The sequence below is a fragment of the Pseudomonas sp. H1_A03 genome, from assembly GCF_054685145.1.
Genome location: NZ_CP162829.1, coordinates 2,329,702 through 2,343,637, shown reverse-complemented (window position 1 = coordinate 2,343,637; position 13,936 = coordinate 2,329,702). Strand labels below are relative to the sequence as shown.

The window sequence follows — 13,936 nt, the reverse complement described above, 5'->3', positions numbered from 1 at the left end:
GATGATTTAATTTTCATCGGGTAGAACTAAACTGCCAGTATCTTCCCTGCTGAAGTCTGCGCGATGAGCCAACGCCGTACTCGTACCCCGCCTGCGCGCCCGGAGCTATTACTGATTCTGGGCAGCGGTTTCACCGTGACCTTGATTGTGGTCATTGTCGCGGCGCTGTTGATTCGTGAACACGCCAGCACCTTGCAGGCCGCTCAACGCTCGACGAGCAACATCACACAACTGATCAACGCCGACGTGTTGCGTAATGTCGAACTCTATGACTTTGCCTTGCAGGGGTTGATCACTGCCAGGCAGCGTCAGGACTTGTCCCAGGCATCGGCGGACATCCAGCACCTGGTGCAGTTTGATCAATCCATCGCCGCGCCTTTCAAAGGCGAGGTCCTGCTGCTGGACGCCAATGGTTCAGTGATCGCAGACTCATCGACACTCACGCCGACACCGCGTAACTTCGCCAACCGTGACTATTTCCTGGCACACAAAAACGCTGTGCAAACGGGGTTGTTCATCAGTCGTCCCTTCCGCATCCACTGTAACTGCGACCAAGTGTGGCGCATTGCATTCAGCCGGCGCGTATCAGGCCCCAATGGCGAGTTTGCCGGCGTAGCGGTAGCGACCATGCGCCTGGCTTACTTCGACCAGCTGTTCAGCCGCCTGACGATCGGCAACGGCAGCTCGGTCAACCTGCTCAACAACCGCGGCATTCTGTTAGCCCAGCAGCCACTGCTGGAGCGCGACATGATTGACAAGGACCTGAGCGACCGTCCGAACTTCAAACGCATACTCAATGAGGGCAGAGGAAGTTTTCAGGCCATCTCGGCCATCACTGGCAAGGAGCGCCTGTATACCTTTACCAATGTCGGGACATTGCCGCTGATCGTGGTGGTGGCGCTGTCCAGCGAAGACGTGTTCGCGCCATGGAATCGCGCCGCGCTGCTCACCAGTGGGGCCACCGGCATTCTGTGTGTTGGCCTGCTATGGCTGACTTGGATGCTGCGCCGGGAACTGCGGCGCCGTTATCGCGCTGAACGTGTACTGTCAGAACTGGCAGCCACCGATGCCCTGACCGGCCTGGCCAACCGCCGCATCCTCGACGAACGCCTGCGCCTGGAATGGGAGCGCGCCCAGCGCTCGGCCGAGCCCCTGACGGTGCTGATGATTGACGTAGACCACTTCAAAGCCTTCAACGACCGCCACGGCCATCACGGTGGGGACGAAGCGTTGCGCAACGTGGCCCAAGTGATCGGTAGCAACATCCGTCGCCCCGCCGACCTGGCCGCGCGCTATGGTGGAGAAGAGTTTGCGGTGGTGCTGCCGCATACCGATGCCAAGGGTGCCAAGGTGATTGCCGAGCACATCCGCAGCAGCATCGAGCATTTGCCACGGGTGGCAGGGGATGAGCGGCCGATTACCGTGAGTATCGGCGTGAGCACATGGGACAAGCGCAGTCACATGTCGCTGGAAGCGCTGCTGCTGAGCGCGGATCGGGCGTTGTATGAGGCCAAGCATACGGGGCGGAATCGGGTTGTGGATGCCAGCACTTTGTAATGCCTGCGCCTGCCAGGCATCAGTTGATGCCAAGATATATCGCATCATCAACGCCACGCCCCGCTGCTACTAACCGCTGGCCTTATGCCTTGTCATCCTTTCTAACGGCTGCCTCCATATAGTTGTCCGAAAAGAAATGTTTAGCGACTTTTATCTCAGGACGATAGAGGCCATTAACAAGCTTATTGATTTCCACTTCCCCCCTACTTTCAAGCAAATTGTAATTTGACGTCGGTGAAAGTTTACGCAAATCCCGGATAATCGATAGCCCAATACCCGCCTTCATGTCACCCCCGGAAAAAACAGTTTCAAAGGGTTGAAGTTTCTGTTTTGAGAGCTTGCCATATTCAGTGCTGTCCAGGCCGTCTACATGCCTATCCAAATTAGGTGTCTGCGCAAAACGCATTTCAACCAAACTTAACCACGCGGCATCCTTGAAGGCAGGCGTGTCAAAATCGAAGCGATATGTCGTGCCACCAAAACGACTACTTGGTTTCTTCGGCTCCTTGCCTACCTCCAAAGCAAAGAATACAAAGTCATCATTTCCTAAAAGTTTTATATCTTCTTGAGGCGAATTTTGAGTATTAAAAATAATATGTCTATCGATCAATTTTTGACGCGAGAACAGTGCAACGCTGCCATCCTCTCGCTTTACGGGTGCGGCCGTACTATGGGTTGCATACAGGGGGACAGTAAAAAAAATGTCTAAAAAGCTACTTTCCTGCTCGGACAGCCTCCCCAGTTCTTTACGAAGCCCGTGAAGGTTGTTTCTCGACAGTTCATCAACGTGATTTCTCTCTGTACCGGCCGGTGCCCCCTTCCATATTGATCCGTTATGAATCATCCGCTCATGCGACTTTCCACTGATGAACCCCCGAAACGCCTTCACAATCTGTCGAGCCGCAACATCTTTGTAAAGCGCAGAGCCATTGCCCAGCGAGCCAGGCAGCCCCCCACCAAAGTGGCCTTTGGCATCACCGACTGTTACAAGGCGCTTTACACCGTTGCTTTCCAAAATGCCTGGAGCCTGTGCTTCGCGCAAAAGTGTTCCGGTACTGGGAATATGGGTTGGACTTATACTAGGCATGGTGACCTCTACGCAGGCTGTTGGCAGGTTGATAAGTGGGAGATGTCAGACCGATAAACGCTGCCCGTGATCTCATTGAAAACTGGTGGAACCATTCCAGCACCCATTCAATCAGCTCGTTCAATTCCGCGCAGAGCCGTGAAAGAGACAGCTCGTCATCAGCGATATGATTCATCGCGACCATTGCTCCCGACGCCGAGTTGAACCCGACGACAGGCGTGTCCTTATGCAAGAATTGAAATTGCGATTCAAACAGGAACTTTTGCCAGTCCTCGACCTTCCCACGACTCATTGAGCTGTCCGCAAGGTCACAGAGGATCGTCACACTTTTTCTGGTTCTATTATCATAAAGTGCTAACTTGAGACCCTCCACGTTCAACTGACAAACACGAGACGCATCAAACTTCAACCCGGGCAATCCGAGTTTCATTGCAAACGCCTGTAAAATATCATCCTCCCTGCTCATGTTCGAACACTCCCGGCATGGCCAATGAAGTACACATCGAACCCTTTACCCCACTCAACAATTTCCAACATAACAAGCACTCCGAAATTCGTGAAACCACAACTCAGAGCATCCATGCGGTAGATCGAAACACAGCGCTACATTACTCAGTCGCCTTGGGTAAAGAAAACAGCCTAACCATTACGAGAAAATTCACTACTTGGCTGCAGGAACTGAAAACCCCGTTTGACCACGAATAAAACTTCAACACACCATTCCATCGTGCAAAAAAACACTGATTAATTGAAATTAAAAGCAAAAAAAAGGCCACCCGAAGGCAGCCTTTCAAAACTAAAGAAAAGAGAGTTGTTACTTACACCGCCGCAACGGGACGCATGTAAGAGATCGGTGCGGTGCTGGCATCTTCGAAGGTCACGACTTCCCAAGCATCTGTCTGCTCAATCAACTTGCGCAGCAGCTGGTTGTTAAGGGCATGGCCCGACTTGAAGCCTTTGAACTCGCCTATCAGGCTATTGCCCAGCAGGTAGAGGTCACCGATTGCATCGAGGATCTTGTGCTTAACAAATTCGTCTTCGTAGCGAAGGCCGTCTTCGTTCAGTACACCATCCGCGTCGACCACAATGGCGTTTTCAACGCTGCCGCCGAGTGCGAGGTTGTGCTTGCGCAGGTACTCGATGTCACTCATGAAACCAAAGGTACGGGCGCGGCTGACTTCTTTTACGAACGAAGTGCTGGAAAAATCCACGCTTGCACTTTGGGTGCGGTCACGGAATACCGGGTGATCGAAATCGATCTCAAAGCTCACTTTAAAGCCTTCGAACGGGACGAAGGTGGCGCGCTTGTCGCCGTCCTCTACTGTCACTTCCCGCAGAATGCGAATGAACTTCTTAGCTGCGTCCTGTTCTTCCAGGCCGGCAGATTGAATCAAGAATACGAAGGGTCCAGCGCTGCCATCCATGATCGGGACTTCGGACGCGGAGAGCTCGACGTAGGCGTTATCGATGCCCAGGCCAGCCATGGCCGAGAGCAAGTGCTCCACCGTGTCCACTTTGACGTCACCGTTGACCAATGTGGTCGACATCGTGGTTTCGCCAACGTTTTCCGCGCGAGCAGGAATCTGCACCACAGGGTCCAGGTCGGCACGAACAAACACGATGCCGGTGTCGACAGGTGCAGGTTTGAGGGTCAGGTATACCTTCTCCCCGGAGTGCAGACCTACACCTGTGGCACGGATAATATTCTTCAGGGTGCGTTGTTTAATCATGGCTTGGACCGCTTGAGCGCAAATTGCGAACTGGTATCAACAAAGGCTGGCGATAATAGCAGACCAGACCTTTGCTGAACACCAATCACCTTCATAGCCCTGATACATTCCATCAATCGGCCTGACGACGCAGGAAAGCCGGGATGTCCAGGTAGTCCAGATCATCTTGCGGATTCGGGCTACGGGACGCCGCAGCACCGGCCTGAGCCTGGTTGCGCATCACGGTCGGACGGTCCAGATCACGGTAGTTCACCGACGGCAGTTCCTGGCGCGAAGGCGCTGGAGCAGCAGCCGCTTGGCTGGCGTGGCTGTTGTGGCTGGTATGAACGGTATTGTCGATGACCTTGACAGGCTTCTCGATTTTAGCGCCAAGGCCGGTCGCAACCACAGTCACGTGCAGTTCATCACGCATGTCTGGATCGATAACGGTACCGACTTTGACCATCGCGTGCTCGGAAGCGAAGGCTTCGATGATGCTACCCACGTCGGAGTACTCACCCAGGGACAGGTCAGGACCGGCGGTGATGTTCACCAGGATGCCGCGTGCGCCTTGCAGGTTCACGTCTTCCAGCAACGGGTTGCGGATGGCCGCTTCAGTGGCTTCACGTGCACGGTTCGGACCGCTGGCGCAGCCAGTGCCCATCATCGCCATGCCCATTTCGCTCATGACAGTACGTACGTCGGCAAAGTCGACGTTGATCATGCCTGGGCGCTTGATGATGTCGGAGATACCGCGAACGGCACCGGCCAGTACATCGTCAGCCTTGGCGAACGCGGACAGCAGGCTTGCGTCCTTGCCCAGGATAGTCAGCAGCTTCTCGTTGGGAATGGTGATCAACGAGTCGACGCTTTCAGACAGCAGACGGATACCTTCGTCGGCGATCTGCATGCGCTTGCGGCCTTCGAACGGGAACGGACGGGTGACCACAGCCACCGTCAGAATGCCCATTTCCTTGGCCACTTCGGCAATGATCGGTGCAGCACCGGTACCGGTACCGCCGCCCATGCCGGTGGTGATGAACACCATGTTGGTGCCTTGCAGCACTTCAGCAATACGCTCACGGTCTTCCAGCGCGGCTTGACGGCCGACTTCCGGATTGGCGCCAGCGCCGAGGCCCTTGGTCACGGCTGTGCCCAATTGCAGGATGGTCCGCGCGCCGATGCTTTTCAGCGCCTGGGCATCAGTGTTGGCGCAGATGAATTCAACGCCTTCAATGTTGCTCTTGACCATATGGTTGACAGCGTTGCCGCCGCCACCGCCGACACCGATCACTTTGATGACCGGGCTAGCGGGGATGTTGTCTACGAGTTCGAACATGTTCCCTCTCCTTTCATTTTCTCTAGTTTTTTCGCCTACTGCTTATTGCTGTGCTGCGGTGTCGCGGTAAATCTTTAAAAGTTGCCTTTGACCCATGCCTGCAAACGCTCGAACAACGGCGCTTTCGCCTCGTCGTCACTGCGGTAGCTGTCACGGTTGCTCGGGCCCGACAAGGAAATGCCGTCGGTCTGCTTTTGCAGCCCGTACAACAGCAAGCCCACACCGGTGGAATAAATTGGGTTGCGTACCACGTCGCCCAGGCCTTTGACGCCATGGGGCACGCCCAGGCGGACGGGCATGTGGAAGATTTCCTCGGCCAGCTCGACCGCGCCTTCCATCTTCGAGGTACCACCGGTCAGCACGATGCCGGCCGGGATCAAATCTTCGTAGCCGCTGCGGCGCAGTTCAGCCTGGATCAGGGTGAACAGTTCGTCGTAGCGCGGCTCGACCACTTCGGCCAGGGCCTGACGCGACAATTCGCGCGGTGGACGATCGCCCACGCTTGGCACTTTGATCGTCTCGCCGGCACCGGCCAGCTTGGCCAGGGCGCAGGCATAGCGGATCTTGATTTCTTCGGCGTACTGGGTCGGTGTACGCAACGCCATGGCGATGTCGTTGGTCACTTGGTCGCCAGCAATCGGGATCACGGCGGTGTGACGGATCGCACCCTCGGTGAAGATCGCGATGTCGGTGGTGCCGCCACCAATGTCGACCAGGCATACGCCGAGTTCTTTTTCGTCGTCGGTCAGTACCGAGTAGGCCGAGGCCAGTTGCTCGAGAATGATGTCGTCGATTTCCAGGCCGCAGCGGCGCACGCATTTCTCAATGTTCTGTGCAGCGTTGACCGCGCAGGTCACCACGTGGACCTTGGCTTCCAGGCGCACGCCCGACATGCCCAGAGGCTCGCGAACGCCTTCCTGGTTATCGATCACGTAGTCTTGCGGCAGCGTGTGCAGTACGCGCTGGTCAGCCGGGATCGCCACGGCCTGGGCAGCGTCGAGTACACGCTCAAGGTCAGCCGAGCTGACTTCGCGGTCGCGGATAGCCACGATGCCGTGGGAGTTCAGGCTGCGGATATGGTTGCCCGCCACGCCGACAAACGCCGAGTGGATCCGGCAACCGGCCATCAGCTGCGCTTCTTCGATAGCGCGCTGGATCGATTGCACGGTGGACTCGATGTTCACCACCACGCCCTTCTTCAGGCCACGGGACGGATGCGTGCCAATACCGACGATTTCGATCGTGCCGTCTTCCCCGACCTCGCCCACCAGCGCCACCACTTTGGAGGTGCCGATATCGAGACCGACGATCATTTTGCCGCTTTGCACGTTTGCCATGGGTCCTGCCTCTTCTTAATTCTTCGCGACAGCGGGTTGCGCTGCCGTGGGCGCAGCCGGTTCACGCCAGCCGACGGCAAGGCCGTTGGCGTAACGCAGGTCGACGCTCGCAATGTTCGTAATCTGTTCTTTCAAGGTCTTGTCATAGATGGCAATGAAACGGCGCATCTTTTCCACCAAGCGGTCGCGTCCCAGCAACAACTGGATGCCCGGGCCGGAACTGCCAGCCCCGGTCGTCAAAAACCAGCTGCCCCGTTCACGCAGTTCCAGGCGTGCAATGGAGAAGCCCAGTGGCCGCAGCATCTGGCTCAAGGCCTGGTACTGCTGCATCACTTGCTGCTGCGCCCGCTGCGGCCCGAACAACTGCGGCAGGTGCTCGTAGTTGGCCAGCTCACGCGGGGTGAACGCCTGGCCCTGGTTGTTCAACAGCGCTTCATCGCCCCAACGGGCCACGGGCAGTTGTTCTTCCAGTCGGATCGTGACCTGGTCCGGCCATACACGGCGGACTTCGGCGTGGGCGATCCACGGCATCTGTTCCAGCTCCGCGCGCATACCGGCCAGGTCGATGGTGAAGAAACTCGACGCCAGGAACGGGCTGATACGCTGCTGCACCGCCTGCTGGCTGATGTAGCTCAAGTCGCCCTGCACACTGATCTTGGTGATCGGCCGGTCGGCGTACGGCAGTAGACGCTGTGCGCCCTCGTAAGTGCCAAAACCCAACACCACTAGCAGCACCGGCCAGAACAGCGCCTTGAGGAAACCAAAATTGGCTTTCGGCAGGCGCGAAGACATCGGCTCTTTAGCCACCATTCGGCTGGCACCCCGAGGCACCGGCTTGCGGCTCGGTGCTTGTGGGGGCTGATGACGAAGCGATGCGCCTTTCATGTCTTAGCCTCTGGGCTCAATGCTTGCCGCGAGGATCGCCAGCACCAACTGCTGAAAATCCAGACCGGCTGCGCGAGCGGCCATGGGTACCAGGCTGTGATCGGTCATGCCCGGAGCGGTATTGACTTCAAGGAACCAGAAATTCCCTTGGTCATCCTGCATCACGTCTGCCCGCGCCCAACCGGCGATACCCAGCGCCTCACAGGCTTTCGCCGTGAGGTCCATCAATTCCTGTTCTTTGGTTGCATCAAGGCCGCACGGGATCCGGTACTGGGTATCGGAAGCCACGTACTTGGCGTCGTAGTCGTAAAAGGTGTGGGGCGTGCCCAATGCGATGGGCGGCAATACCTGGCCACGCAGGGTGGCGATGGTGTACTCGGGACCCTGGATCCACTGTTCAACCAATACTTGCGAATCGTAGGTGCTTGCCGCTTTCCATGCGTCGATCAATTCGGCGGCCGAGTTCACTTTGGCCATGCCGATACTGGAGCCTTCATGGGCTGGTTTGACGATCAAAGGCAGGCCCAGTTCCTTGGCTGCAGAAATACAATCGTCTTCGCTGCACAGCACGCTGTGACGCGGGGTCGGAATGCCCAGGCTGTGCCACACCTGCTTGGTGCGCAGCTTGTCCATGGCCAATGCCGACGCGAGGATGCCGCTGCCGGTATAAGGAATGCCAGCGCACTCCAGCAGGCCTTGCATACTGCCGTCTTCACCGCCACGGCCGTGCAGGATGATGAAGGCGCGGTCGATTTTCTCGGCCTGCAGGCGGGCGAGGAAGTCGTCGCCTACGTCGATACCAAACGCGTTCACACCAGCGCCTTGCAAGGCTTCAAGCACGGCGTTGCCGGACTTGAGCGACACTTCGCGTTCAGCGCTTTTGCCGCCGAACAACACCGCTACGCGACCGAAGTCGGCAGGCGTGATAGTGGAGAACAGGGAGCCGTAGCCAGTGGTCATTTCGACTTCCCCTTAGCGGCCGCAAACAGCGGGCTCGCGAGCAATTTAGGGGCGAGCCCGCCAATGTCACCGGCACCCTGGCACAGCAGAATGTCGCCAGCACGCAGCAGCGGCTTGACGATTGGCGCCAGGTCCACACCGCGCTCAATGTAGATCGGGTCCAACTGGCCACGCTGACGGATGCTGTTACACAGCTTGCGGCTGTCGGCGCCCGGGATCGGTTCTTCACCGGCCGGGTAGACTTCCATCAACAACAGCACGTTGGCGTCGGCCAGTACATTGACGAAATCGTCGTACAAATCCCGGGTACGGCTGTAGCGGTGCGGCTGGTAAACCATCACCAGGCGGCGCTCCGGCCAGCCACCACGCACGGCCTTGATCACGGCGGCCACTTCGGTCGGGTGGTGACCATAGTCGTCCACCAGCATCACGTCGCCGCCTTCTACCGGCAGTTGGCCGTAGACTTGGAAGCGACGGCCCACGCCGGCAAAGCGCGACAGACCTTCGACGATGGCTTCATCGCTGACGCCCTCGTCGCTTGCAATGCAGATAGTCGCCAGGGAGTTCAAGACGTTGTGGTTGCCCGGCATGTTCACCGAGACATCCAGCGGCTCACGATCCGGGCGCAGCACGGTGAAGTAGGTTTGCATGCCTTCCTGGCGCACATTGATCGCGCGCACGTCGGCGTCTTCGCTGAAACCGTAGGTCACCGTCGGGCGTTTGACCGATGGGAGGATTTCACGCACTACCGGGTCGTCCAGGCACACCACGGCGAGACCGTAGAACGGCAGGTTGTGCAGGAACTCGACGAAGGTTTTCTTCAACTTGTTGAAGTCACCGTCGTACGTCGCCATGTGGTCTTCGTCAATGTTGGTGACGACGGCGACCAGCGGCTGCAGGTGCAGGAAGCTCGCATCACTTTCATCGGCTTCGGCGATCAGGTAACGGCTGGTGCCGAGCTGGGCATTGGTGCCAGCTGCATTCAGCCGGCCGCCGATCACGAAGGTCGGGTCCAGGCCACCGGCAGCGAACACCGAGGCGATCAGGCTGGTGGTGGTGGTTTTGCCATGGGTACCGGCAACGGCGATGCCGTGGCGATAGCGCATCAGCTCGGCGAGCATCTCGGCGCGTGGCACCACCGGAATACGGCGCTCAAGGGCCGTGGCCACTTCCGGGTTGGAGGTGTTCACGGCGCTGGACACTACCAATACGTCAGCTTCGGCGGCGTTCTCGGAACGGTGGCCGATGAAGATCTGCGCGCCAAACGTCTTAAGGCGATCGGTGACCGGCGACTCTTTCAAGTCAGAGCCGGACACCTGGTAGCCCAGGTTCAGCAATACTTCGGCAATGCCGCACATGCCCACACCGCCGATACCGACGAAGTGGATGCGACGGATGCGGCGCATTTCCGGCTGGGGCATGGCTTTCTGATTCTCAACCATGGGCCACCTCCAGGCAGATATCGACCACGGTGCGGGTTGCGTCAGGTTTGGCCAGGCGGCTTGCGGTGCTCGCCATGCTATTGAGTCGTTCCGGTTGCATCAAAACCTCGGTCAGGCGTGCGGCCAAATCGGCGGCGCCAGTCGTTCTTTGCGGCAGCAGGAAGGCAGCGCCCTCCCCGGCCAAATATTCGGCGTTGCGAGTCTGGTGATCGTCAATCGCGTGGGGCAGAGGCACCAGCAAGGACGGCAGACCGGCGGCGGCCAGTTCACTGACGGTCAGCGCACCAGCGCGACAAACCACCAGGTCGGCCCAGCCATAGGCTTGGGCCATGTCTTTGATGAAGGGCTGTACGTTCGCCTCTACACCGGCTTCGCGGTAGCGCGTCGCGGTGACTTCATCGTGATGCTTGCCGGCCTGATGGAAGATCTCCGGGCGCACGTCCACAGGGAGTTGCGCCACGGCTTCCGGCAGCAATTTGTTCAGCGGCTCGGCGCCCAGGCTTCCGCCCAGGATCAGTAGATGCGCCTTGCGCCCGGCCAATGCTTCGCGGGCGATGTCCATAAACAGTTCGGTGCGCACCGGGTTACCGGTAGTGCGGCGCTTGTCCGAGGCTGCAAACGTATTCGGGAACGCTTCACACACCCGTGCAGCCAAGGGCACCAGCAGCCGGTTGGCAGTACCGGCGACGGCGTTCTGTTCGTGCACTATCACCGGCACGCCGGCAAGCTTGGCCGCGACGCCACCTGGGCCGGTCACGTAACCGCCAAAGCCGAGCACGCACACCGGTTTCAATTCGCGAATGACCTTGCGCGCTTGCCATACCGCCTTGAGCAACACGAACGGCGCCTTGAGCAAGGACAATTTGCCCTTGCCACGCAGGCCGGTGACGTTGATCAGGTGCAGCGGCAAGCCGGCATTCGGCACCAATTCGTTTTCGATGCCACGCGGCGTTCCCAACCAGTGCACGGTATAGCCACGGTTCTGGAATTCCCGCGCGCAGGCCAGGGCCGGGAACACATGGCCCCCGGTGCCGCCCGCCATGATCAGCACGTTAGCGCCCATGGGTCGGCTCCTCGGCGAAGTCGCTTTCGCTGAACTCCATCTCTTCGCTGCCCAAGTGGGTTCGACTCTCCCACTCGATACGCAACAACAAGCCCAGGCAGATGCAGCAAATCACCAATGAGCTGCCGCCGTAGCTGAGGAACGGCAGGGTCAGGCCCTTGGTCGGCAGCCGTCCGATATTCACCCCGACGTTAATCAGGAATTGGCCGATCCATAGGAATGCCAACCCATAGGCAACGTAGGCGGCAAAGTACTGCTTGGCTTTCTCGGCCCACAGGCCTATGTACATGGCGCGCACACAGACAAATACAAACAGCGCAACAGTGCACAGCGAACCCACGACACCAAGCTCTTCCGCCAGTACCGAGAACACGAAGTCGGTGTGGGCTTCCGGCAGGTAAAACTGTTTCTGCACGCTGTTCCCCAACCCCACGCCAAACCAACCGCCGCGACCAAAGGCGATCAGCGCCTGGGTCAACTGGTAACCCGCGCCAAACTGATCGGACCATGGGTCGGTAAAGGTAATCAGGCGGGCCATCCGATAGGGTTGCGCCAGGACCAGAAGGTAGACCGCAACCACCGCCAGCACGACCATCAAGGCGAAACGTACGAGCCCAACGCCACCGAGGAATAGCATCGCCGCCGCCGCGCCCATCATGACGACGGTGGCACCGAAGTCGGGCTCCATCAGCAACAGGCCGGCCATGGGCAGCAGCACGATAAATGGCTTGAAGAAGCCCATCCAGCTTTCGCGCACTTCTTTCTGGCGACGTACCAGGTAGCCGGCGAGGTAGATCACCACGAATACCTTAGCGATTTCCGACGGCTGCACGTTGAACGCACCGAAGCCGATCCAGCGCATCGAACCGTTCACCTCGCGGCCGATGCCGGGCAGGATCACCATGATCAGCAAGCCAAACGCACCGATCAGCATCAGCCAACCCAGGCGTTGCCAGGTTGCGATCGGGATCATCATGGTCACAACGCAGGCACCGAGGCCGATCACCAGGTACACCAAGTGACGGATCATCATGTACAGGGTGTTGCCAGACTGCACGGCGGCCACTTCGGAGGACGCCGACGTGATCATCACCAGGCCCAGGCCCAGCAGCGCCAGGCAACCGGCGAGCATTGGGAAATCCAGGTCGATACCGCGCCCGGTAATAATCGGCGACGGGTACGGCTTGATGATGTTTCTGAAGTCGATACTCATGCCAAGGCCTCCACGGCGCGGGCGAACAGCTGGCCGCGCTCTTCGTAGTTCTTGAACATGTCGAAACTGGCGCATGCCGGCGACAGCAGCACCGCATCGCCCGGTTGGGCCAGGGCTTTGCAGTGGGCGATGGCGTCGTCCAGCGACGTGGCGCGTACTTGCGGCACGGCATCGCTCAGGGCGGCGGCGATCAAGTCAGAATCGCGCCCGATCAGCACCACGGCACGGCAATGCGCGGCCACTGGGCCTTTAAGGTCCTTGAAGTCGGCGCCCTTGCCGTCGCCACCGGCGATCAGCACCAGCTTGCCTTCGATATCGGCGCCAAGGCCCTCGATGGCAGCCAGCGCCGCACCGACGTTGGTGGCCTTGGAATCGTTGTAATAGCTGACGCCATCCAGGTCGCGGACCCACTGGCAGCGATGCTCAAGACCGCCGAAGGTGCGCAGGGCCGACAACATAGCGTCGAACGGCAGGCCCACGGCATGGCCGAGCGCCAAGGCCGCCAGGGCGTTGGACTGGTTATGTGCGCCACGGATTTTCAGCTCACGCACCGGCATCAGGTTCTGGAATTCGAAGGCCAGGTACTTCTCGCCGTGCTCTTCGCGGATGCCGAAGGCTTTGAAATCGGGTTTGCTCAGGCCGAAGGTCCAGCACGGCAGGCCCTCGCCCATCAGCGGACGGCTCAGCGCATCCTGGCGGTTGACCACCACTTGCTTGGCGCCGCGGAAGATTCGGTGCTTGGCCAGGTGATAGGCCGGCAGGCCGCTGTAGCGGTCCATGTGATCTTCGCTGACGTTCAAGACGGTGGCGACTTCGGCGCCAAGGTCGTGAGTCGTTTCCAGCTGGAAGCTCGACAGCTCCATCACGTACAACTCGATGTCGTCGCTGAGCAGGTCCAGCGCCGGCGTACCGAGGTTGCCGCCCACGGCCACGCGCTTGCCGGCCGCAGCCGCCATCTCGCCAACCAGAGTGGTCACGGTGCTTTTCGCGTTCGAGCCGCTGATGGCGATGATCGGTGCCTTCGCGTTGCGTGCAAACAGGTCAATGTCGCCGGACAGCTTCACGCCACGCGCCGCTGCGGCTTGCAGGGCCGGTGTCGCCAACGCCAGGCCGGGGCTCACGTAGAGCTCATCGGCGCGGCACAGAAACTCGACATCCAGCTCGCCACAACGCACTTCCACGTGCGGGTAGTCACGGCGCAGCGTGACCAGCTCCGGTGGATTTTCCCGCGTGTCGGCCACGGCAAACGACGTGCCCCGGTTCGCCAGGAAGCGAACCAGGGACATGCCGCTCTTGCCGAGGCCGACAACGATGCGGAAGTGGTCTGAAGCGATCAGGGACACT

12 protein-coding genes are annotated in these 13,936 nt (G+C 59.1%); 1 reads left to right on the top strand and 11 read right to left on the bottom strand.

The window, feature by feature from the left end:
• The first annotated feature begins 63 nt into the window (after nt 1-63).
• Nucleotides 64-1,557 (top strand): sensor domain-containing diguanylate cyclase, encoded by a 1,494-nt coding sequence (locus tag AB4O35_RS10795; protein ID WP_065875041.1) that lies wholly within the window; start codon nt 64-66, stop codon nt 1,555-1,557.
• 82 nt (nt 1,558-1,639) lie between these two features.
• Here AB4O35_RS10795 and AB4O35_RS10790 read toward each other — a convergent pair whose 3' ends face one another.
• The 11 genes from AB4O35_RS10790 to murD form a co-directional block, all read right to left on the bottom strand.
• Nucleotides 1,640-2,599 (bottom strand): hypothetical protein, encoded by a 960-nt coding sequence (locus AB4O35_RS10790; RefSeq protein ID WP_065945259.1) that lies wholly within the window; start codon nt 2,597-2,599, stop codon nt 1,640-1,642.
• A gap of 37 nt (nt 2,600-2,636) precedes the next feature.
• Nucleotides 2,637-3,110 (bottom strand): CesT family type III secretion system chaperone, encoded by a 474-nt coding sequence (locus AB4O35_RS10785; RefSeq protein ID WP_065945260.1) that lies wholly within the window; start codon nt 3,108-3,110, stop codon nt 2,637-2,639.
• Nucleotides 3,111-3,462: 352 nt separating this feature from the next.
• Nucleotides 3,463-4,374 carry a UDP-3-O-acyl-N-acetylglucosamine deacetylase gene (gene lpxC, locus AB4O35_RS10780; protein ID WP_003171886.1) on the bottom strand — a complete coding sequence of 304 codons (912 nt, stop codon included), beginning with the start codon at nt 4,372-4,374 and terminating at the stop codon, nt 3,463-3,465.
• A gap of 112 nt (nt 4,375-4,486) precedes the next feature.
• Nucleotides 4,487-5,692, bottom strand: a complete 1,206-nt coding sequence (gene ftsZ / locus AB4O35_RS10775; RefSeq protein ID WP_065875044.1) for a cell division protein FtsZ — start codon at nt 5,690-5,692, stop codon at nt 4,487-4,489.
• Nucleotides 5,693-5,766: 74 nt separating this feature from the next.
• A complete protein-coding gene (gene ftsA / locus AB4O35_RS10770) occupies nt 5,767-7,029 on the bottom strand; it encodes a cell division protein FtsA (protein WP_025855584.1) in 1,263 nt (420 codons plus the stop codon).
• Between the two features lie 15 nt (nt 7,030-7,044).
• Nucleotides 7,045-7,914, bottom strand: coding sequence for a cell division protein FtsQ/DivIB (locus tag AB4O35_RS10765; RefSeq protein WP_065875046.1), 870 nt, complete (start codon nt 7,912-7,914; stop codon nt 7,045-7,047).
• A 3-nt stretch (nt 7,915-7,917) separates the two neighbouring features.
• On the bottom strand, nt 7,918-8,874 hold the full coding sequence (locus tag AB4O35_RS10760; protein WP_065875047.1) for a D-alanine--D-alanine ligase: 957 nt from the start codon (nt 8,872-8,874) through the stop codon (nt 7,918-7,920).
• On the bottom strand, nt 8,871-10,316 hold the full coding sequence (gene murC, locus AB4O35_RS10755) for a UDP-N-acetylmuramate--L-alanine ligase (RefSeq protein WP_065875048.1): 1,446 nt from the start codon (nt 10,314-10,316) through the stop codon (nt 8,871-8,873). The genes AB4O35_RS10760 and murC overlap by 4 nt, the downstream gene beginning before the upstream one ends.
• Nucleotides 10,309-11,379 (bottom strand): undecaprenyldiphospho-muramoylpentapeptide beta-N-acetylglucosaminyltransferase, encoded by a 1,071-nt coding sequence (gene murG / locus AB4O35_RS10750; protein ID WP_065875049.1) that lies wholly within the window; start codon nt 11,377-11,379, stop codon nt 10,309-10,311. The genes murC and murG overlap by 8 nt, the downstream gene beginning before the upstream one ends.
• A complete protein-coding gene (gene ftsW / locus AB4O35_RS10745) occupies nt 11,369-12,592 on the bottom strand; it encodes a putative lipid II flippase FtsW (protein WP_065875050.1) in 1,224 nt (407 codons plus the stop codon). The genes murG and ftsW overlap by 11 nt, the downstream gene beginning before the upstream one ends.
• Nucleotides 12,589-13,935 (bottom strand): UDP-N-acetylmuramoyl-L-alanine--D-glutamate ligase, encoded by a 1,347-nt coding sequence (gene murD / locus AB4O35_RS10740; protein ID WP_065945261.1) that lies wholly within the window; start codon nt 13,933-13,935, stop codon nt 12,589-12,591. The genes ftsW and murD overlap by 4 nt, the downstream gene beginning before the upstream one ends.
• Nucleotide 13,936: the final 1 nt, after the last annotated feature.